A 20,611-nucleotide genomic window follows, 5' to 3' on the forward strand; every position below is an offset into this window, starting at 1 on the left:
TTCAAGGAGATGCGGATGAAACAGTTTTTGATTGCCCCCTCAATTCTGTCGGCCGATTTTGCCCGCCTGGGTGAAGACACTGCCAAAGCTCTCGCGGCTGGCGCAGATGTCGTCCATTTCGACGTTATGGATAACCACTACGTTCCCAACCTGACCATCGGTCCGATGGTGCTTAAAGCGCTGCGTAACTACGGGATCACCGCGCCCATTGACGTGCATCTGATGGTGAAACCGGTTGATCGCATCGTGCCTGATTTCGCCGCGGCGGGTGCCAGCATCATCACTTTCCACCCGGAAGCCTCCGAACACGTTGACCGCACGCTACAGCTGATCAAAGAGAACGGCTGTAAGGCGGGGCTGGTCTTTAACCCGGCGACCCCGCTGAGCTATCTCGACTACGTGATGGACAAGCTGGACGTGATCCTGCTGATGTCCGTCAACCCGGGCTTTGGCGGCCAGTCGTTTATTCCTCAGACGCTCGACAAGTTGCGTGAAGTGCGCCGCCGCATTGATGAGTCTGGCTATGATATTCGTCTGGAAGTGGACGGCGGCGTGAAGGTCAATAACATCGGTGAGATTGCGGCGGCAGGGGCGGATATGTTCGTCGCAGGCTCCGCCATCTTCGATCAACCGGATTACAAAAAAGTCATTGATGAAATGCGCCGTGAACTGGCGAAGGTAAGTCATGGATAAATTGCAGGCTATTCGGGGTGTAGCATTTGACCTCGACGGCACGCTGGTCGACAGCGCGCCAGGATTAACCCGCGCCGTCGATCAGGCGCTGTATGCCCTTGAACTCCCCGTTGCGGGCGAAGAGCGCGTCGTGACGTGGATTGGTAACGGTGCAGACGTGCTGATGGAGCGCGCGCTGACCTGGGCTCGTCAGGAACGTGCCTCTCAGCGTTCTGCGCAAGGGAAACCGAGTGTTGACCACGCGGATATTCCCCAGGATGAGCAGCAGCGTATTCTGCGCAAACTGTTCGACCGTTTCTACGAAGAGACCGTCGAAGAGGGCAGCTTCCTGTTCCCGGATGTCGCTGAAACGCTGAGCGCGCTACATGCGAAAGGCATCCCGCTGGGGCTGGTGACCAACAAGCCAACACCGTTCGTTGCGCCTCTGCTGGAAGCGCTGGATATCGCGAAATACTTCTCCGTAATTGTGGGCGGCGATGACGTGCAGAATAAAAAGCCGCATCCGGAACCGCTATTGCTGGTGGCAGGAAAATTATCCTTAGCGCCTGCGGAGCTGCTCTTTGTCGGGGATTCCCGCAATGATATTCTGGCTGCCAGAGCGGCAGGTTGCCCGTCTGTTGGGTTGACCTACGGCTACAACTACGGTGAAGCCATTACGCTGAGTGAGCCGGACGTTGTGTTCGACCACTTCAAAGATTTGTTGCCCGCACTCGGGCTCTCGCACAGTGAACATCAGGAATTGAATAATGACTAAGCCCATCGTTTTTAGTGGCGCACAGCCTTCAGGTGAACTGACCATTGGTAACTACATGGGTGCGTTACGTCAGTGGGTGAGCATGCAGGATGACTACCACTGCATTTACTGCATCGTAGATTTGCATGCTATCACCGCGCGTCAGGATCCCGAGAAGCTGCGCAAGGCGACGCTCGATACGCTGGCGCTGTACCTGGCGTGCGGTATCGATCCAGAGAAGAGCACCATTTTCGTTCAGTCTCACGTGCCAGAGCACGCGCAGCTGGGCTGGGCGCTGAACTGCTACACCTATTTCGGCGAGCTGAGCCGCATGACCCAGTTCAAGGATAAATCTGCGCGCTACTCTGAAAACATCAACGCCGGTCTGTTTGATTATCCGGTGCTGATGGCGGCAGATATTCTGCTGTACCAGACCAACCAGGTACCAGTGGGCGAAGATCAGAAGCAGCACCTGGAGCTGAGCCGCGATATCGCCCAGCGCTTCAATGCGCTTTACGGCGACGTGTTCAAAGTGCCTGAGCCGTTTATTCCGAAATCCGGCGCGCGCGTGATGTCGCTGCTGGAGCCGACCAAAAAGATGTCCAAGTCTGACGATAACCGCAACAACGTTATCGGCCTGCTGGAAGATCCGAAGTCGGTGGTGAAAAAGCTCAAGCGTGCGGTGACCGACTCCGACGAGCCGCCAGTGGTGCGCTACGACGTGCAGAACAAAGCGGGCGTATCCAACCTGCTGGACATTCTCTCCGGTGTGACCGGACAGAGCATCCCTGAGCTGGAAAAACACTTTGAAGGCAAAATGTACGGCCACCTGAAAGGTGAAGTGGCAGACGCCGTTTCCGGCATGCTGACCGAGTTGCAGGAGCGCTATCACCGTTACCGTAACGACGAAGCTTTCCTGCAAAAAGTGATGAAAGAGGGCGCGGAAAAAGCCAGCGCGCGCGCCTCCGAAACCCTGAAAGCGGTGTACGAGGCGATTGGGTTTGTGGCGAAACCTTAAGCCGCTTTGCCGGGTGGCGCTTACGCTTACCCGGCCTACGGGACCGTGTAGGTCGGGTAAGGCGGAGCCGCCACCCGACAAAACTGACGAAAAAAAAACCGGGAAATCCCCGGTTTTTTTACGCCTGAAAAACGCTTACTGCTGTGCCGCCGGGCCGCAACCGCCAATGATCTTCGAAATGGAGATCGCCGGGTGAAGCAGGTAATCGTAGCTGCAATTATTTTTAGTATTTTGAACGTGACCGGTGCAGGCCGTCAGAGTTGTTAACAGGCCGACCAGAACGGCAGCTTTTGCCAGTTTGAACATACGCATTCCTTGTCAATAAAATCAAAAAATTGGATGTAACACGAGGGAATAAATGGAAAAGTTCCATTACGCGGGCGGTATGTTATCGACTGAGGTAAGAAGGGAGTAGTCCGCTTCAAGACTACTCCCGGGAGAAAGATTGTGCGTTAGTGGCTGGAGAACCAGTTCAGTTTTTCACGCAGTGCTACCACGCGGCCCACCACGATCAGCGCCGGGCTTTCAACCTGCTGCGCCAGCTCGCCCAGCTGCGTCAGTACGCCATCGACCACGCGCTGCGTAATGGCGGTACCGTTTTCTACCAGCGCGACCGGCATATCTGCTTCCATGCCGTGCTCCAGCAGTTTCGCCTGAATCGTGGCTGCCTGATTTAGCCCCATGTAGAAGACCAGAGTCTGCTTTTCAGCGGCCAGATTATGCCAGTCCAGCTCGCTGCCGGTTTTCAGGTGGCCTGTCACCAGGCGCACGCTCTGGGCATAGTCGCGATGGGTTAACGGAATGCCGGAATAGGCAGAACAGCCGGATGCCGCCGTAATGCCCGGCACCACGGAGAACGGAATGCCCGCGTTGCAGAGAGTTTCCAGCTCCTCGCCGCCGCGACCAAAGATAAACGGATCGCCCCCTTTCAAACGCACCACGCGCTTACCTTTTTGCGCTTCCCGCAGCAGGATCTGGTTGATCTCCTCCTGCGGTACGCAGTGATAACCTGCCCGTTTGCCGACGAACACGCGGTCAGCATCGCGGCGCACCAGATTCATGATGTCATCAGAGACCAGACGGTCATACACCACGATGTCCGCCTGCTGGATCTGCTGGAGACCCTTCAGCGTCAGCAAGCCCGCATCGCCGGGACCTGCGCCCACCAGTACCACTTCACCGCGATGATCCAGCGGTTCAGAGAGGAGTTGCTCGGTCGTCTCTTCAACCGCTTTGGCGTCCTGATTGGCCAGCGACTGCGCCAGCCTGTCGTTGACAAAGAACTTCTCCCAGAAGCGACGGCGTTCGCCCACGGTTGCGAAGGTTTGCTTCACGCGGGAACGCAACTGCCCGGCGTAATGGGCAATCTGACCAAGGTGTTGAGGCAGCACGGCTTCCAGTTTTTCCCGCAGCAGACGGGCAAGAACGGGCGAGCGGCCACCGGACGACACCGCAATCATCAGCGGCGAGCGGTCGATAATGGATGGCATGATAAAGCTCGCCTCTTTCGGCGCATCCACCACGTTACAGAAGATGCGGCGCGCTTCGCAGGCGTCGCTGACGCGCTGGTTAACGTCATCGTTATCCGTTGCGGCGATGGTCAGCCAGCAAGTATCCAGCAGGGATTCATCAAATTCGCCCTGCACCTGCGTGAGCATCCCTTCCTGCGCCCAGACGTCAAACTGTGGGGCGAAGGTGAGGGCGTTAACGGTCAGTTGGGCGCCCGCCTCTAACAGCAGGCGCGCCTTGCGTTCAGCCACATCGCCGCCGCCCACGAGCAGGCAGTCGCGGTTGCGTAATTGACAAAAAATCGGCAGGTGATCCACGACGTTACCTCACAGCATTCATGGCGGGGGAAGAATTGACGTCAGGATAACAGCAGGAATCGTACAGAACATACGGTTTTTCCTGCCGTTACCCATAAGGGGTCATAAGCCTTTCCTATTGAAAAGGCGAGGGGTTACGCTTTCAGCTGCACCTCGCCGTCCTTCACGCGGACGTCGTAGTGTTTGACCGAGAAGCTTTCATCTTCCATGCAGCGCCCGTCGGTTAAGCGGAAGCGCTGCTTTTTCAGCGGGCTGGCAACCCACAGTTCGCCCTGGTGCTCCGCAGTCAGACCGCGGGAGAGCACGCTGGCCTCGAAGAACGGGTCGATATTGCTGATGGCAAAAACCTGTTCATCGTGGCGAGGGCGGAAAATCGCTACCTGCTCGTTGCCCAGCAGGGCACAGACGCCGGTTGCTGGCAGAATGTCGTTAATGTTGCAGATGTTTACCCACTGGCTCATGCGTTTTCCTCCACCAGCATCACCGGAATACGTTCATACGGGGTCGCTGGACGATGCTGTTCGCGCTCCGGCACCACCTGCACGTTCGGGTCGCGCTGGGTGCTGTTGATAAAGTGTTTGAAGCGCGTCTGCGCCGCTGGCGTGTTCACGGTTTCGGTCCACTCGCAGATAACCGCCTCGCGCAGGCGAGTCATCTCGGATTCCAGCTGTTCATTCAGGCCCAGCTTGTCGTCGATAATGACTGACTTCAGATAGTCGATGCCGCCTTCGAGATTATCCAGCCAGGACGCGGTACGGGTCAGCTTATCGGCGGTACGAATGTAGAACATCATGAAGCGGTCGAGGTATTTGATCAGCGTATCGCGATCGAGATCGGCAGCCAGCAGATCGGCGTGGCGAGGTTTCATCCCGCCGTTACCGCACACGTACAGGTTCCAGCCTTTCTCGGTGGCGATAATACCCACGTCTTTACCCTGTGCTTCCGCACATTCACGGGTACACCCTGAGACGCCGAACTTCATTTTGTGCGGCGTACGGATACCTTTGTAGCGGTTTTCCAGCTCGACGCCGAAGCCCACGCTGTCGCCCACGCCGTAGCGGCACCAGGTGCTGCCCACGCAGGTTTTCGCCATGCGCAGCGCCTTGGCGTACGCGTGACCGGTTTCGAAGCCCGCCTCAATCAGCTGACGCCAGATTTCCGGCAGATCATCTTTCTGCGCACCGAACAGGCCGATACGCTGGGAACCGGTGATTTTGGTGTACAGATTAAACTCACGGGCGATACGGCCCACGGCGACCAGCCCTTCAGGGGTAATTTCTCCCCCGGCAGAACGCGGGATCACCGAGTAAGTCCCGTCTTTCTGAATATTAGCCAGGAAGTTATCGTTGGTGTCCTGAAGCGGAGTGTGTTCTGGTTTGAGCACATATTCGTTCCAGCAGGACGCAAGCAGGGAACCGACGGTAGGCTTACATACTTCACAGCCATAGCCCTGGCCGTGTTTCTCCAGCAGTTCGTCGAAGGACTTAATGCCTTCCACGCGGATCAGGTGGTACAGCTCCTGGCGAGAGTAAGCGAAGTGCTCGCACAGGTTGTTGTTCACTTCAATGCCCTGTTTTGCCAGCTCGGCGTTCAGCACCTGGGTGACCAGCGGGATACAGCCGCCGCAGCCGGTCCCGGCTTTGGTTTCCGCTTTCAGCGCCGCAACGGTGTGGCAGCCTTTGTTAATGGCGGAGATCAGCATGCCTTTGGTCACGTCGAAGCAGGAGCAGATTTGCGCGCTGTCCGGCAGTTTATCCACGCCAATGGACGGCTTACCGCTGGAGGCGTGCGCCGGGAGGATCAGCGCGTCCGGGTTTTCCGGCAGCTCAATGGCGTTCAGCACCAGCTGGAGCAGGTTGCCGAAGTCGCTGGTGTCGCCCACCAGCACCGCCCCGAGCAGGGTTTTGTTGTCCTGGCTGACGATAAGACGTTTGTAGACTTCTTTGCTTTCGTCCAGATAAACATAGCTGCGGGAGTTCGGGGTGCGACCATGCGCATCGCCAATACCGCCCACGTCCACGCCCAGCAGCTTCAGCTTGGCGCTCATGTCTGCGCCGGTGAAGGCGTTTTCGCTGCCGAGGATATGGTCAACGGCGACCTGCGCCATTTTGTACCCAGGTGCAACCAGACCGTATACGCGGTTATTCCAGCTGGCGCATTCGCCGATGGCGTAGATGTCCGGATCGGAGGTCTGGCAGGTGTCGTTGATCATGATCCCGCCGCGCTGCGCAACGGCCAGACCGCACTGGGTGGCCAGCTTGTCGCGCGGGCGAATGCCGGTGGAGAAGACGATGAAATCCACTTCCAGCTCGCTGCCATCGGCAAAGCGCATGGTTTTACGCGCTTCAGTGCCTTCCTGCACGATCTCTTTGGTGTTCTTGCTGGTGTGAACCTTCACGCCCATGCTTTCGATTTTACGGCGTAACTGGTCGCCACCCATATGGTCCAGCTGTTCCGCCATCAGCATCGGGGCAAATTCGATGACGTGGGTTTCAACGCCGAGGTTTTTCAGTGCGCCTGCCGCTTCCAGACCCAGCAGACCACCGCCGACAACCGCGCCACGTTTGCTTCGACGTGCGCAGGATTCAATGGCGTTGAGGTCTTCAATGGTACGGTAAACGAAGCAATCCTGGGTTTCCGAACCTTTAATCGGCGGGATCCACGGATACGAGCCTGTCGCCATGATCAGCTTATCGTAAAAAACCGTGCGTCCGGCGCTGGAGTGGATCACTTTCTCCTGACGGTTGATGGTGATAGCGCGTTCGCCCACCAGCACTTTTACGCCATGCTTCTCGTAGAAACCTTCACGCACCAGAGAGAGTTCTTCGGCGGTATGGTGAGAGAAGTAGGAAGACAAGTGCACACGGTCGTACGCCTTGCGGGGTTCTTCACAGAACACGGTAATATCGAACTGGTTAGCATCGGCTTTATCGAGAAGATCCTCAATAAAGCGGTGGCCGACCATGCCGTTACCGATGATAGCGAGTCTGACTTTGCTCATTTTTGCCTCGATTTCTTTTCTATTACTGCCTACCTTAACGATTCAGCAGGGGCACTTATTGATGCAAATCAAATACGCCTTCACCTACCCCTTAGGGGGTATATCTATGATTTGTCAGGATTTTTATAAGTTACGGATATTGTTTGATTTTTGTGCTTGCTTGTTTTTCACACAATTTTGGTGGGGTTTTTTACCCATCGGCGGGCAGGGCGGGTGAGCAGGGGAAAACCCCTTTGCAGTACGCAAAGGGGTTACGGCGATTAGTGGGTAGCTGTTGCCGGGTTGTGCTGACGGTGACGGGTCACAAAGCCCAGCACGAAGCACATGATGAACACCACGGCGTACAGACCGTTAGCGGTATGCAGCGCCGCCAGCGGGCCGCTGTGCGCCACAATTGGGCCCGTGACCACGAAGGTCAGCATGGTGCCGATGGTGCCGCAGGTCAGCACGAAGTTCACCAGCTTTGGCGAGGCCACTTTGGTCTGAAGAGAGCCAAGGGTGATGATCGAGGTATAAATCGCGCTGGAGAAGAAGCCCAGGGTCAGGATGAACCACGGCATATGCTCCGGGGAACCGTTGATGAACAGATACATCAGCACGGTTGCCAGACCCGCCAGAACGGTCAGGATCCGTTGCAGGTCGAAGAAGCGCAGGATAAAGCTAAACGCCCACATGCCGAACATGTAAGACATCCAGAAATCGCTCACCAGTTTACCCGCGTCGTTCAGACTCATGCCCAGACCTTTCGCGTATTCAGGAACCCAGGAGATAAAGCCCAGCTGGCCGAGGATGTAACACAGCGCGGCGATGGAAAGGAACAGCACGCCGATACCCCATTTTTCTTTCGCAACTGGCTCAGACGTGGTCTGCGCTTTTTTGCCCAGCACCGGGAACTCGCAGCCGAAGGTGAGAATAAAGATCGCGACATAGACCAGACCAATGCAGGCGTACACCCAGTACCACTCAATACTGCGCGCCAGAAGATACGCGGCGACCATCGGGAAAATCATCCCGGCCATGCTGAAGAAGGAGTCGGTGAACAGCAGACGCGCGCCGCGCTGGCGGCCTTCATACATATGGGTGATCAGGAACGTACCGATCGACATGGTGATCCCGCTCACCAGGCCCAGCACGAACATGGCGGCAGAGAAGAGGGCGATGCTGTGGCTCAGCACCAGGCCCGCCACGGCGGCAACCATCAGCACGAAGCCGAAGCGCAGCTGGGTTTTCAGCGGCACGATTTCCATCAGCCAGGCATTAAGGAAAATAGAGATCAGGATCCCCGCGTTCAGGAAAGTGAAGGTATTGCTCATGCTGGAAACGGGCAACTGGAAATAGTCTGCGATATTTCCCATCACCATCCCGGTGACGATCACCAACGCGCCGGTCAGGGCGTAGGAGAAGAAGCTGATCCATGTGAGCTTGATGCGATTGCTGTTAGTCATGTCTGGCCTGTTAAAAGTAAAGAAAAACGCAATGACTGCGTTTGAGCGGGCAGATTTTAGTCGCGAAAGTGATCTAATTAAATCTTTTCAGAAAATATTGAGCACAATTGCAGGCTTTAACGTGATGTGGATCACATTATATCGCGGGGTGAACAATCGTTTGCGCGGTAATAATTGTTTCAATTTCGTAAAATTAGGTAAAAGACTGGTCTGGGGTCATACTGCTCTTTAGAATCAAGCCATTCGCTTTTTATACTGCGCTTTGTTAAGGAATTCTCATGCTCAAATCAACACTGGCGGCTGTCGCAGCTGTGTTTGCTCTTTCTGCCGTTTCCCCTGCTGCGCTGGCAGCTAAAGGAGACCCTCACGTCCTGCTGACTACCTCTGCGGGGAATATTGAGCTGGAGCTGGATAGCCAGAAAGCCCCTGTTTCTGTGAAAAACTTCCTCGACTACGTGAACAGTGGTTTTTATAACAACACCACGTTCCACCGCGTGATCCCGGGCTTTATGATTCAGGGCGGCGGTTTCAACGAGCAGATGCAGCAGAAAAAGCCTAACCCGCCAATCAAAAATGAAGCGGATAACGGCCTGCTGAACAAGCGCGGCACCATTTCTATGGCGCGTACGGCGGATAAAGACAGCGCCACCAGCCAGTTCTTCCTCAACGTGGCGGATAACGCCTTCCTGGACCACGGCCAGCGCGACTTTGGCTACGCGGTGTTCGGTAAAGTGGTGAAAGGCATGGACGTGGCGGACAAGATCTCTCAGGTTCAGACTCACGATGTCGGTCCATACCAGAATGTGCCGTCTAAGCCAGTGGTGATTCTCTCCGCGAAAGTGCTGCCGTAATCGTTCCCTCACACGGGCACATCCTGCCCGTGTCTTTCCGCCCTCCCTGCGAAAGCGCGTTTTGCTGCTTATACTTGTGGCAAACGGACTATTCAGGGAGGCGTAGTGAAAAAACTCACCGACAAGCAAAAATCCCGACTCTGGGAGCAACAGCGTAGCGTCAATCTTCAGGCCAGTTGCCTCCTTGAAAAAGGCAAGGGTCCCGCTGAACCCGATATCGAGATGCTGGCACTGGGGCCTTCTGCACCGGGTTTACCCCATCTGTGCCTTATTCACCGCCATTTATTCCGCAACGAAATGAAAGGCGCTGGCGAGCTGCGCACCGCCGATATCTCCAAGGGCGACATTCCATTTTGCCATTTCGAGTACATCGAGAAGGTGGGTAATGAGCTGATGGCTTCGCTGGAAAGCGATAAATATCTGGTGGGCCTTCAGAAAGAAGAGTTTACAGACAGAATCAGTCATTACTACTGTGAAATCAACATGCTACATCCGTTTATGAGCGGTAATGGCGTGGCTCAGCGGATCTTCTTTGAACAGCTGGCGATCCATGCGGGCTACGTGCTGAACTGGCAGGGGATCGACCCGGACGACTGGGCATCCGCCAACCAGAGCGGGGCGATGGGTGATCTGACCGCCCTGAATGCTATCTTTGCCAAAGTTGTGAGCGAAGCGCGGGGATCTGAGTAAAATAGGGCGGCCATTTTTTCAGGAGCCGCCATGATTCTGCTGATTGATAACTACGATTCCTTTACCTGGAACCTTTACCAGTATTTTTGTGAGCTGGGGGCAGAGGTGGTTGTCCGCCGTAACGATGAGATCGCGCTGGCTGACATTGCCGCGCTGGCGCCCCAGAAAATCGTGATTTCGCCCGGGCCGTGTACGCCGTCGGAGTCCGGCATCTCGCTGGAGGTAATCCGCCACTATGCGGGCAAGCTGCCGATTCTGGGCGTCTGCCTGGGTCACCAGGCCATTGCGCAGGTCTTTGGCGCCACCATTGTCCGTGCCGCGAAAGTCATGCACGGCAAAACCTCACCGATCACGCACACCGGTACCGGCGTATTCCTGGGGCTAAACAATCCGTTAACCGTGACGCGCTACCATTCTCTGGTGATTGATCCGCCGACCCTGCCCGCAGACTTTGAAGTGACAGCCTGGAGTGAGACCCGGGAAATCATGGGCATTCGCCACCGCGAGTACGATCTGGAAGGGGTGCAGTTCCACCCGGAAAGCATTCTCAGCGAACAGGGGCACGCGCTGCTGGCCAATTTCCTTAATCGCTGAATATCTGTTGCCTTGTTGTGATTTTTTATGCATATTTTGTGATTATATTTTCACAAGTACTGTGACATAAAAATGGATGGTCATGACATGGCAACTGAACAACCAGCAATTACCCGCGCGACATTCGATGAAGTGATCCTGCCGATTTATGCACCGGCTGAGTTTATCCCGGTGAAAGGGAGAGGCAGCCGCGTCTGGGATCAGCAGGGCAACGAGTATGTTGATTTCGCAGGCGGTATTGCGGTGACGGCGCTGGGCCATTGCCATCCTGCGCTGGTGGACGCGCTGAAAACGCAGGGCGAAACGCTGTGGCACACCAGCAACGTGTTCACTAACGAACCGGCGCTGCGTCTGGGGCGTAAGATCATCGATGCCACCTTCGCCGAACGCGTGCTGTTTATGAACTCCGGCACCGAAGCCAACGAAACCGCCTTTAAGCTTGCGCGCTACTACGCAACCACGCGTCATAGTCCGTACAAAACCAAAATCATCGCCTTCCATAACGCCTTCCACGGTCGCTCGTTCTTTACCGTTTCCGTTGGCGGCCAGCCGAAGTATTCCGACGGCTTTGGTCCGAAACCTGCGGATATCATCCATGTGCCGTTTAACGATCTGCACGCCGTTAAAGCGGTGATAGACGATCACACCTGTGCCGTGGTGGTCGAACCCATTCAGGGGGAAGGCGGCGTCACGGCGGCCACCCCGGAATTTCTGCAAGGGCTGCGCGAACTGTGCGACGAGCACCAGGCGCTGCTGGTGTTTGATGAAGTGCAGTGTGGGATGGGGCGTACCGGAGACCTGTTCGCTTATATGCACTACGGCGTAACGCCGGATATTCTGACCAGCGCGAAAGCGCTCGGCGGCGGTTTTCCGGTCAGCGCGGTGCTAACCACCCAGGATATCGCTTCCGCATTTCATGTGGGCTCACACGGCTCCACTTACGGCGGTAATCCGCTGGCGTGTGCCGTGGCGGGAGCGGCGTTCGACATCATTAATACGCCGGACGTCCTGAATGGCGTGAATGCGAAACGCGCCCTTTTTGTGAAACATCTTCAGCAGATTGACGAACAGTTTGATGTCTTCAGCGACATCCGCGGAATGGGACTGCTGATCGGCGCCGAGCTGAAGCCTCAGTACAAAGGCCGCGCGCGCGATTTCCTGCACGCCGCCGCGCACGAAGGCGTCATGGTGCTCAACGCCGGGCCGGACGTGATGCGCTTCGCGCCGTCGCTGGTGGTGGAAGACAAAGACATCGAAGACGGGTTAACCCGTTTTGCCGCGGCGGTCGCGAAGATCGTCAGAGGCTAATACGCGGTTCGTTTTAACCGGCGCGTTAACCAAATCCCGTGATGCGGACGCTGACGCCATGCCACCGACGAAATGGTGTGCATGGTGTTGAGATGCCCGAGAACGCGCTGTAAATGCTGCTCAAGGGTGCTCATCGGCCCGTGGGTCAGCGTCTCCGGCGCTTCCAGAATGTTCGAATCCCCCGACTCGCCCGGCGCGTCGTACTCCAGACGCTGCTGACAGCGCTGGAGGGCAATTTCACACGACTGCAAATAGCGCTGCGCAAGATCCGGCGTCAGCATGGTGTGCTCGCGCGCCAGCGTGGTCATGGCATTGATGTGTTCGACGATAAACTGGCTGTGCGTGACCCACAGCTTCATGTCAGCCAGATAGTGCGAGTTGAAGCCCGGCTCCTGCATGGCCTGGTTAAGGGAGTTGAACAGGGCATTATGCGCCTGGTTGACCTTCATGCGCTCGTAGGCCAGTGGAGACGGCTGCGGGTCGTCGCTCAGGATCAGGCGAATGGCCTGCTGATCCGCCTCCAGCGCGTCGTGGGCGTTTTGCCTCAGTAATCCACTTTGCCACTGCGGCCACAGCCAGACCATGCCGCCAAAGGCGATCAGGCAGCCAATCAGGGTATCGACCAGGCGGGCAATAATTAACTGATCGGCGTTGAGCGTAAGCAACTGCAGGGTGTACACCGCCGTTACCGTAAAGCCCACCGTCGCCCAGCCGTAGTTTTTACGGATGATCAGATAACTCACCATCGTAATCGCCAGCATGCCGACCAGCGTATACCCTTCCGGCACGTGGAAGTGCAACGTTACGCCCGCGATAATCAGCCCCGCCATCGTGCCGCCCGCCCGATGCAGAATGCGCACCCGCGTGGCACCATAGCCGTTCTGGGTGACAAACAGCACGGTCATTAAGATCCAGTAGGGTTTCGGCAGGTGCAGGGCCATTCCCATCAGGCTGGCGATGCTGAGCATGACGCTAATTCTTGCGGCGTTGCGCAGGGCGGAAGACTTCAGCGACAGGTAGCTTTTGAGCGCAGGCAGCAACGGCAGTCGTTTTTGCTTATCGGCCATCAGGTCCCGGGCATAAAGCGGGCGCTGGGTGCGCAAAACCCGGGCGATGCGGCTGAAATGCCAGGCGGCAAACTGCCCGACCGGGTTATCCGCGTGCTGACGCGCAATCTTTTCCAGCGCGCCGAGCTGTTTGTCCATGTTAAAGCGCGTCGGATAGCGGTGATAGAGGATATCCTCAGCCAGCACCCGCAGGCGCGCCGCGACGGTCTGCGCGTTCCAGCGGATCACCGCTTCCGCATGGCTGCGCTCCACCAGCTTTTGCACCTCTTCCGGATTATGAAGGCTGACGGAAATATGCTCCTGCAAATCCAGCCCGACCTGAAAGGTACGCAGCAGCCGCTTATATTCATGATTTTTGTTGGCGGCAAGCATGTGCAACTGCTGATAGCACTGGCTGATCAGATCCACCACTTTTTGCTGGCGTGCCAGCAGCGGCGGCAGGGATTTTTCCGGGTCGGTATGTTGCGTGAGCAGGGTGTATTTTGCTTCACAGTATTCAGCAAGCTGCACGTAGAGCAGGCTCAGGGATTCGCGAAGCGGCTGTTCCCGCCACAACCAGAACCAGAACCAGTTAAACAGCCCGTACCACAGCGTGCCGAGGGCGTAGATCAGCAATGGCTCCCACACCGGCATATTGCCCGCAAGGCTTAAGGTGAAGATGGCGGCAATCAGCGACGCAGGAAGCAGGCGGGCGTGCAGCGAGCTGATTTCAGCGGTTACGCCAAGCGTCATCGCCAGCACGGTCAGGATCAGCGGCAGAGGAATGTCGCGGGCCAGTAAGAGTTGCACGGCAAGGCTACAGCCGGCAAACAGGCAGCCGCCAATAATCAGGCGTTTGAAAAAGCGTTTATGCGGGGTGTCCAGACCGGCAATGTTGCAGCAGGCGGGCACGAGGGAAAACAGCAGGCCTTGCTGAAGATGTCCGAGGATCAGGCCCACGGCCACGGGAAGACACAACACCAGCGTTTGTCGCAGTGCGTAGTTAACTTCCGGGTGATAGATCAGCCTGCGCCACATAAGGAGTAGAGACAAAAACGGCGTGCCACCCTGCGGCGGCACGCCGTCTGACCGGAATTAACGGGTCCCGTAAACCACGATGGTTTTACCGTGGGCGGAGATCAGGTTTTGATCTTCCAGCATCTTCAGGATACGGCCCACTGTTTCACGGGAGCAGCCGACGATCTGACCGATTTCCTGGCGGGTAATTTTAATTTGCATACCGTCAGGGTGGGTCATGGCGTCTGGCTGTTTCGCCAGGTTCAACAGAGTCTGCGCGATACGACCGGTCACGTCCAGGAAGGCGAGGTTACCCACCTTCTCAGAGGTCACTTGCAGACGGCGTGCCATCTGGGAAGAAAGACGCATCAGGATGTCAGGGTTGACCTGAATCAGCTGACGGAATTTCTTGTAAGAAATTTCAGCCACTTCACATGCTGTTTTTGCACGAACCCAGGCGCTACGTTCCTGGCCTTCTTCAAACAGGCCCAGTTCACCGATAAAATCGCCCTGGTTCAGATAAGAAAGGATCATCTCTTTCCCTTCTTCATCTTTGATCAGCACGGCCACCGAGCCTTTAACGATGTAATACAACGTTTCCGCTTTTTCACCCTGGTGAATCAGCGTGCTCTTTGATGGGTACTTATGAATGTGGCAATGAGACAAGAACCATTCGAGAGTCGGGTCTGTTTGCGGTTTGCCAAGCACCATGCGCTGTTATCCTCTGTTATAAGCTGTCACCAGAGTCATAAGATGCATCCGGACTCTGGGGTTGCAATCGAATTCTTACCCATACCTGGGAAGTCGGCTGTCGTAACGTTTCGCAGCCAGTAAAGTTTGATGTCCTCTGCATACATGTGTAACGTCAATGTATTACTGTAGCATCCAGAGTGTTTTAGCATAGCTTTCGCCGCGTGTCTCCTGGTGTCTCGCTTCAGCATGACGCAGGTCGCCTTCCGTTGCGAGAAATGTAACGTACACGTAATCTGTCATAAAAAATGCAACGTTGGAGTGAGTGAATATGCAAGCGCGTGTGAAATGGGTTGAAGGGTTAACGTTCCTGGGCGAGTCTGCTTCCGGGCACCAGGTTTTGATGGATGGCAACTCCGGCGATAAAGCCCCAAGCCCGATGGAAATGGTGCTGATGGCGGCAGGTGGATGCAGCGCGATCGACGTAGTGTCGATCCTGCAAAAAGGCCGTCATGACGTGACCGATTGTGAAGTGAAGCTGACGTCAGAACGTCGCGAAGAGGCGCCACGTCTGTTCACGCATATTAATCTGCACTTTATCGTCACCGGCAAAGAACTGAAGGATGCGGCGGTCTCGCGTGCGGTTGACCTGTCTGCGGAGAAATACTGCTCTGTGGCGCTAATGCTGGAGAAAGCGGTAAACATCACCCATTCGTATGAAGTGATCGCGGCTTAATTTTTGGCGGGTGGCGCTGCGCTTACCCGCCCTACAAAAGCACGCCCGTAGGCCCGGTAAGCGCAGCGCCACCGGGCAAAACAACTCACGCGATTTGCTTTCCTTCCATCAGCCGCTGCACCAGTGGCGTCATGATCAGCTCCATCGCCAGCCCCATTTTTCCGCCCGGTACCACTAACGTATTCATGTGCGAAATAAACGAACCTTGTAGCATCGCCAGCAGCCAGGGGTAATCGATGCCTTCCAGGTTGCGGAAGTGGATCACCACAAAGCTCTCGTCCAGGGAAGGGATGCTTTTTGCGGCGAACGGGTTGGAGGTGTCCACGGTGGGGACGCGCTGGAAGTTAATGTGGGTTCGGGAGAACTGCGGCGTGAGGAAGTTGATGTAATCTTCCATGGAGCGCACCACCGAATCCATTACCGCCTCTCGCGAATGGCCGCGCTCGCTCATGTCACGCGTCAGCTTCTGGATCCACTCAAGGTTAACAATCGGCACCACTCCCACCAGCAAATCCACATGGCGCGCCACGTCGTGCTGAGGCGTCACCACGCCGCCGTGCAATCCTTCGTAAAACAGCACGTCAGTCGGTTCCGGCAGCGGCTGCCAGGGCGTGAACGTGCCGGGGACCTGGTTCCAGGGCACGGCTTCATCGTAGGTATGGAGATACTTGCGGGACTGCCCGGTGCCGCTCTGCCCGTATTCACGGAAGGTTTGCTCCAGCAGGCCGAAGTCATTGGCCTCCGGGCCAAAATAGCTGATGTGTTTACCCAGATCGCGCGCCTTTCGGATGGCCATATCCATCTCCGGGCGCGTGTAGCGGTGAAAGCTGTCGCCCTCTACCTCTGCCGCCCGTAAGTTAAGCTGGGCGAAAATCTTGCGGAAGGCGAGGCTGGTGGTAGTGGTTCCCGCCCCACTCGAACCCGTAACGGCAATAACCGGATGTCTGGCAGACATAGCAACTCCCTGACTGGAAAAGTGTAAGATCAGCCATGAAACGCGTTGCGGGGCATGATATTCACCGTCTCATGCAGTTCGGACCATACCAGCACCACGTCGCCGCTTTTAAGCTGGCGCTTCACATCGCTGACCTTTTGTTCAAGCGAACGTTCATGTTCACCATAATCGGTGCCTTCGCGCAAGACAAAGCTTTCAATCAGATTATCGAGCGTTTCGGGAGAGAGATCCTGCCAGGGAATAATCATTTTTTACCGTCCAGATAGGCCGTTAACCAGTCGGGTATACGCGTCTCAAGCCACATTTTTGGCCGACGCAGCGTGCCGCCAACAAAGCCCACGTGCCCGCCGAACTCGGTGAGCTGATACTCCACGTTATCCGGCAGATAGTCAGGGGCGGGGATCGAGTGATGATCCATAAACGGATCGTCTTTGGCGTGGATAATCAGCGTGGGTTTCGTGATTTGATTCAGTAAAGGCATGGCGCTGCACTGACGGTAATAGTCAATCGCATCGGCAAAGCCGTGAATTTTCGAGGTTATCAAATCATCAAACTCGCGCAGGCGCTTCACGCGTTTGAGCTGTTGCAACGTCACAGGCAGCGTATCCGGATAGGCCTTAAGTTTACGTGCGGCGTTGGCTTTCAGCAGGTTGAGCAGATAACGCTGATAGACCCGCGAAAACCCCTTTTCCATATGATAACTGCACTGCTCCAGCATAAAGGGCGCAGAGACAATCACCGCCGCATCCAGCGGTACGGCGTCGCTCTCCTTCGCCAGCAGGCAGGCCAGCATATTCCCGCCCAGCGAATACCCCACCGCTGCCGTTGGTGCCTCGCCGAAATTGTCTCTTAGCCAGCGCAGGAACCAGGAGCCGTCCTCGGTTTCACCCGAGTGATAAATGCGTTTCTGACGGTTAGGCTCGCCGCTGCATCCGCGAAAATGCATCACCACCCCAAGCCAGCCGCGGGCTTTCGCCGCCTCAATGAGACCGTGTGCGTAAGGGCTGTGCAGGCTGCCTTCCAGGCCGTGAAACACCACCAGACGGGGTTTATGTCTGGCCCGATCCGGATCTTCGCTCCAGGCGAGATCCAAAAAGTCACCGTCCGGCAGGTCAATGCGCTGCCAGTGGGGGTTGAACTGCACCTTGCGGCGGATCAGGCGCGGCAGCATGGTTTGCAGGTGAGGGTTAGCCACACCGCGCATGGGCACGAACTCTGCGCTCTCTTCGGCTGCAATGTCGAAGTCTGAGGGAATGATTTGGGTCATAAGGGCGATGCTGATTCTTGTCAGAAATTAACTATACCTTCCGAATTGTACCCCGTTTAGCCCGTTTTTCCGAAACATGAACTGATCCCGATCACATTTCTTTACCTTGATTATTACTCTCAGGCTAATGATTACGTCCTACGCTTAATTGATGCCTTTCTCACCAGAGCGCACACTTTACTCAACGTTAAGCAAATCAGAATGATGTGCTGAATCAGGAGGTTAATAATGTTATCTGGGCAAACACCCACCCGGCAATGGAACACCCGACGCAGCGAGAAAGCGCGTCGTCTGGCGTCCGTACCGGTGCAGGGCAAGGTACTGCCAACCGGCGATCTTGTCGCCATGCTGGAAAAACTGATCGCACCAGGCGACAAAGTCGTTCTGGAAGGCAACAACCAGAAGCAGGCGGATTTCCTTTCCCGTTCACTGGCCGAAGTGAACCCGCAAATCGTGCACGATCTGCATATGATCATGCCGAGCGTGGGCCGCAGCGAACATCTGGACATCTTTGAGAAAGGCATCGCCCGCAAGCTCGACTTCTCCTTCTCCGGTACGCAAAGCCTGCGCATTTCGCAGCTGCTGGAGGATGGTCAGCTCGAAATCGGGGCGATTCACACCTACATCGAACTCTACTCACGTTTATACGTCGACCTTTCGCCAAACGTGGCGCTGATTGCCGGTTTTAAAGCGGACCGTAAAGGTAACCTCTACACCGGGGCGAGTACCGAAGATACCCCGGCGCTGGTGGAAGCCGCCGCGTTCCACGACGGCATCGTCATCGCACAGGTGAACGAGCTGGTGGACGACGAGTGCGACCTGCCGCGCGTCGATATTCCGGGCTCGTGGATCGATTACGTGGTGGTGGCGGACAAGCCGTTCTTTATTGAGCCGCTCTTCACCCGCGACCCGCGCCTGATTAAACAGGAACACATCCTGATGGCGATGATGGCGATTAAAGGCATCTACGCTGAACACCAGGTGCAGTCCCTGAACCACGGGATTGGCTTTAATACCGCAGCGATCGAACTGCTGCTGCCAACCTACGGCGAACAGCTCGGACTCAAAGGCAAAATCTGTAAACACTGGACTTTGAACCCGCATCCAACGCTGATCCCGGCCATCGAAAGCGGCTGGGTGGAGAGCGTCCACTGCTTCGGCGGCGAGCTGGGGATGGAAGAGTACATCCGCGCCCGTCCGGACGTGTTCTTTACCGGTGCTGACGGCTCCATGCGCTCTAACCGCGCCTTCTGTCAGCTGGCTGGTCAGTACGCGGTCGATATGTTTATCGGCTCTACGCTACAGGTTGATGGTTACGCTAACTCCTCAACCGTGACCCGCGGCCGTCTCTCCGGCTTCGGCGGCGCACCAAACATGGGCCACGATCCGCACGGTCGTCGCCACGCCACACCGGCCTGGCTGAACATGATCACCGAGCCTGACCCGATGCAGCGCGGTAAAAAGCTGGTTGTGCAGATGGTGGAAACCTTCCAGGCGGGCGTGAAGCCAACCTTCGTGGAGAAACTCGACGCCGTAGACGTGGCGAAAGCCTCCGGCATGCCGCTGGCGCCGGTCATGATTTACGGCGATGACGTCACCCACGTGCTGACGGAAGAGGGGATTGCTTACCTCTACCGGGCGAAAGATCTGGAAGAGCGTCGCGCCATGGTCGCCGCCGTGGCGGGTATCACCGATATCGGTCTGGGCGTTGACGCCAAACGCGTGGCGGAACTGCGCCAGAGCGGCAAGGTTGTGTATCCGGAAGATATGGGCATTCGTCGTACCGATGCCACCCGCTCTCTGCTGGCTGCGGGCAGCGTGGCTGACCTCGTTGAGTGGTCCGGCGGCCTGTATAACCCACCTGCGAAATTCCGGAGCTGGTAATGAAACTTCTGCCCCAGATCCAGGTTGAAGGCGGTGCCGAATGGCTGGCGCGAACCGCCACGCAGTGTCTGATTGACGAAGCACGTTTAAGCCCGAAGCCCGGTCTGGTGGACAGCCGGGGGAACGGCGCGCATCACGATTTATCGCTTGCGCTGATGGAGCGCTCCGCTCACAGCCTGACCCCCACGTTTCAGGCGCTGGCGCAACAGAGCTGGCAGCGTCCGGCGGATATTGCCCTCAGGCAAACCGTTGGCCGCCTGGGTCGTGAAGGCGAACGGCAGATGATGGCCGCTACCGACGGCGTGAACACACACCGTGGCGCGATCTGGGCGCTGGGATTGCTGGTGAGCGCGGTGGCGATGCTGGGCGGCGATGCCCGGGCGCAAACCGTCGCGAACACCGCCGCTCAGCTGGCGAAACTGCCGGATGACGCGGCGCCGAAAGTATTCAGCAAGGGGTTACGCGTCACGCACCGCTACCGTGTACCGGGCGCGCGTGAAGAGGCTCAGCAGGCGTTTCCGCACATCATGCAGCGCGCGCTGCCGCAGCTTCACCTCAGCCGTCTCAACGGCAGCAGCGAAACGCAGGCCAGACTCGACGCGCTGATGGCGATCATGACCTCGCTCACCGACACCTGCGTGCTGTCGCGCGCCGGCATGGAGGGGCTGGATGCCATGCAGAACGGCGCCCGTGCGGTGCTGAACGCGGGAGGATGCGCAACACTTGCGGGGCAGCAGGCGCTGGCGCGGTTAGACCGTCAGATGCTGACGCTTAACGCCTCGCCGGGCGGAGCCGCAGACCTGCTTGCCGCCACGCTGTTTCTTGACCGCGTCGAAACGCCCTATTCAAAGCATTAA

20 protein-coding genes are annotated in these 20,611 nt (G+C 56.8%); 10 read left to right on the forward strand and 10 right to left on the reverse strand.

Going from position 1 to position 20,611, the window contains the following annotated elements; translation table 11 throughout:
- The first annotated feature begins 15 nt into the window (after nt 1–15).
- Genes rpe through trpS form a run of 3 tightly spaced genes read left to right on the forward strand, consistent with a single transcriptional unit; the run spans nt 16 to nt 2,444 of the window.
- Complete coding sequence (gene rpe / locus INF86_RS19910; RefSeq protein ID WP_003861634.1) at nt 16–693, forward strand: ribulose-phosphate 3-epimerase; 678 nt, start codon at nt 16–18, stop codon at nt 691–693.
- Entirely contained in the window at nt 686–1,447 is a 762-nt protein-coding gene (gene gph / locus INF86_RS19915) for a phosphoglycolate phosphatase (protein WP_017384158.1), read from the forward strand. The genes rpe and gph overlap by 8 nt, the downstream gene beginning before the upstream one ends.
- A complete protein-coding gene (trpS, locus tag INF86_RS19920; RefSeq protein WP_023298773.1) occupies nt 1,440–2,444 on the forward strand; it encodes a tryptophan--tRNA ligase in 1,005 nt (334 codons plus the stop codon). The genes gph and trpS overlap by 8 nt, the downstream gene beginning before the upstream one ends.
- 135 nt (nt 2,445–2,579) lie before the next feature.
- Here trpS and INF86_RS19925 read toward each other — a convergent pair whose 3' ends face one another.
- The 5 genes from INF86_RS19925 to tsgA form a co-directional block, all read right to left on the reverse strand.
- Nucleotides 2,580–2,750 (reverse strand): YhfL family protein, encoded by a 171-nt coding sequence (locus INF86_RS19925; protein WP_003861638.1) that lies wholly within the window; start codon nt 2,748–2,750, stop codon nt 2,580–2,582.
- 146 nt (nt 2,751–2,896) lie between these two features.
- Nucleotides 2,897–4,270 carry a siroheme synthase CysG gene (cysG, locus tag INF86_RS19930; RefSeq protein ID WP_108367942.1) on the reverse strand — a complete coding sequence of 458 codons (1,374 nt, stop codon included), beginning with the start codon at nt 4,268–4,270 and terminating at the stop codon, nt 2,897–2,899.
- A gap of 134 nt (nt 4,271–4,404) precedes the next feature.
- Nucleotides 4,405–4,731 (reverse strand): nitrite reductase small subunit NirD, encoded by a 327-nt coding sequence (gene nirD / locus INF86_RS19935; RefSeq protein ID WP_193543858.1) that lies wholly within the window; start codon nt 4,729–4,731, stop codon nt 4,405–4,407.
- Nucleotides 4,728–7,271: a nitrite reductase large subunit NirB gene (gene nirB / locus INF86_RS19940; RefSeq protein WP_022649616.1), complete on the reverse strand. Its 2,544-nt coding sequence runs from the start codon at nt 7,269–7,271 to the stop codon at nt 4,728–4,730. The genes nirD and nirB overlap by 4 nt, the downstream gene beginning before the upstream one ends.
- A 260-nt stretch (nt 7,272–7,531) precedes the next feature.
- The gene (tsgA, locus tag INF86_RS19945) at nt 7,532–8,716 is read right to left on the reverse strand and encodes an MFS transporter TsgA (RefSeq protein ID WP_022649615.1); all 1,185 of its coding nucleotides are present in this window, start codon (nt 8,714–8,716) and stop codon (nt 7,532–7,534) included.
- A 278-nt stretch (nt 8,717–8,994) separates the two neighbouring features.
- Here tsgA and ppiA point away from each other — a divergent pair, with 278 nt between their 5' ends.
- From ppiA to INF86_RS19965, 4 genes are all read left to right on the forward strand, one after another.
- Nucleotides 8,995–9,567, forward strand: coding sequence for a peptidylprolyl isomerase A (ppiA, locus tag INF86_RS19950; RefSeq protein ID WP_022649614.1), 573 nt, complete (start codon nt 8,995–8,997; stop codon nt 9,565–9,567).
- Nucleotides 9,568–9,672: 105 nt separating this feature from the next.
- Nucleotides 9,673–10,257: a putative adenosine monophosphate-protein transferase Fic gene (locus INF86_RS19955; protein WP_038416836.1), complete on the forward strand. Its 585-nt coding sequence runs from the start codon at nt 9,673–9,675 to the stop codon at nt 10,255–10,257.
- A 30-nt stretch (nt 10,258–10,287) separates the two neighbouring features.
- Nucleotides 10,288–10,851 carry an aminodeoxychorismate synthase component 2 gene (gene pabA, locus INF86_RS19960; RefSeq protein ID WP_193543859.1) on the forward strand — a complete coding sequence of 188 codons (564 nt, stop codon included), beginning with the start codon at nt 10,288–10,290 and terminating at the stop codon, nt 10,849–10,851.
- Nucleotides 10,852–10,938: 87 nt separating this feature from the next.
- Nucleotides 10,939–12,159 (forward strand): aspartate aminotransferase family protein, encoded by a 1,221-nt coding sequence (locus INF86_RS19965; RefSeq protein ID WP_193543860.1) that lies wholly within the window; start codon nt 10,939–10,941, stop codon nt 12,157–12,159.
- On the opposite strand, the gene INF86_RS19970 is transcribed toward INF86_RS19965, so the two are convergent.
- Nucleotides 12,156–14,243: a YccS/YhfK family putative transporter gene (locus tag INF86_RS19970; RefSeq protein ID WP_023307103.1), complete on the reverse strand. Its 2,088-nt coding sequence runs from the start codon at nt 14,241–14,243 to the stop codon at nt 12,156–12,158. The two genes, INF86_RS19965 and INF86_RS19970, sit on opposite strands and share 4 nt — an antisense overlap.
- Nucleotides 14,244–14,300: 57 nt before the next feature.
- A complete protein-coding gene (gene crp / locus INF86_RS19975; protein ID WP_000242758.1) occupies nt 14,301–14,933 on the reverse strand; it encodes a cAMP-activated global transcriptional regulator CRP in 633 nt (210 codons plus the stop codon).
- Between the two features lie 310 nt (nt 14,934–15,243).
- Here crp and INF86_RS19980 point away from each other — a divergent pair, with 310 nt between their 5' ends.
- Nucleotides 15,244–15,648: an OsmC family protein gene (locus INF86_RS19980; RefSeq protein ID WP_063148437.1), complete on the forward strand. Its 405-nt coding sequence runs from the start codon at nt 15,244–15,246 to the stop codon at nt 15,646–15,648.
- An 85-nt stretch (nt 15,649–15,733) separates the two neighbouring features.
- Here INF86_RS19980 and INF86_RS19985 read toward each other — a convergent pair whose 3' ends face one another.
- Genes INF86_RS19985 through INF86_RS19995 form a run of 3 tightly spaced genes read right to left on the reverse strand, consistent with a single transcriptional unit; the run spans nt 15,734 to nt 17,870 of the window.
- Nucleotides 15,734–16,603, reverse strand: a complete 870-nt coding sequence (locus tag INF86_RS19985) for a phosphoribulokinase (protein ID WP_003861663.1) — start codon at nt 16,601–16,603, stop codon at nt 15,734–15,736.
- 29 nt (nt 16,604–16,632) lie between these two features.
- A complete protein-coding gene (locus INF86_RS19990) occupies nt 16,633–16,851 on the reverse strand; it encodes a YheU family protein (RefSeq protein WP_006177849.1) in 219 nt (72 codons plus the stop codon).
- Nucleotides 16,848–17,870 (reverse strand): hydrolase, encoded by a 1,023-nt coding sequence (locus tag INF86_RS19995; protein ID WP_048966613.1) that lies wholly within the window; start codon nt 17,868–17,870, stop codon nt 16,848–16,850. Before INF86_RS19995 ends, INF86_RS19990 begins: the two co-directional genes overlap by 4 nt.
- Nucleotides 17,871–18,098: 228 nt before the next feature.
- Between INF86_RS19995 and mdcA the strand changes: the two genes are divergently transcribed.
- Together mdcA and INF86_RS20005 are read left to right on the forward strand one after the other, a co-directional pair.
- The gene (gene mdcA / locus INF86_RS20000; protein WP_023298766.1) at nt 18,099–19,754 is read left to right on the forward strand and encodes a malonate decarboxylase subunit alpha; all 1,656 of its coding nucleotides are present in this window, start codon (nt 18,099–18,101) and stop codon (nt 19,752–19,754) included.
- A complete protein-coding gene (locus tag INF86_RS20005; RefSeq protein WP_022649605.1) occupies nt 19,754–20,611 on the forward strand; it encodes a triphosphoribosyl-dephospho-CoA synthase in 858 nt (285 codons plus the stop codon). Before mdcA ends, INF86_RS20005 begins: the two co-directional genes overlap by 1 nt.

Source organism: Enterobacter cloacae complex sp. I1M, assembly GCF_014982425.1.
Classification (GTDB): Bacteria; Pseudomonadota; Gammaproteobacteria; order Enterobacterales; family Enterobacteriaceae; genus Enterobacter; species Enterobacter intestinihominis.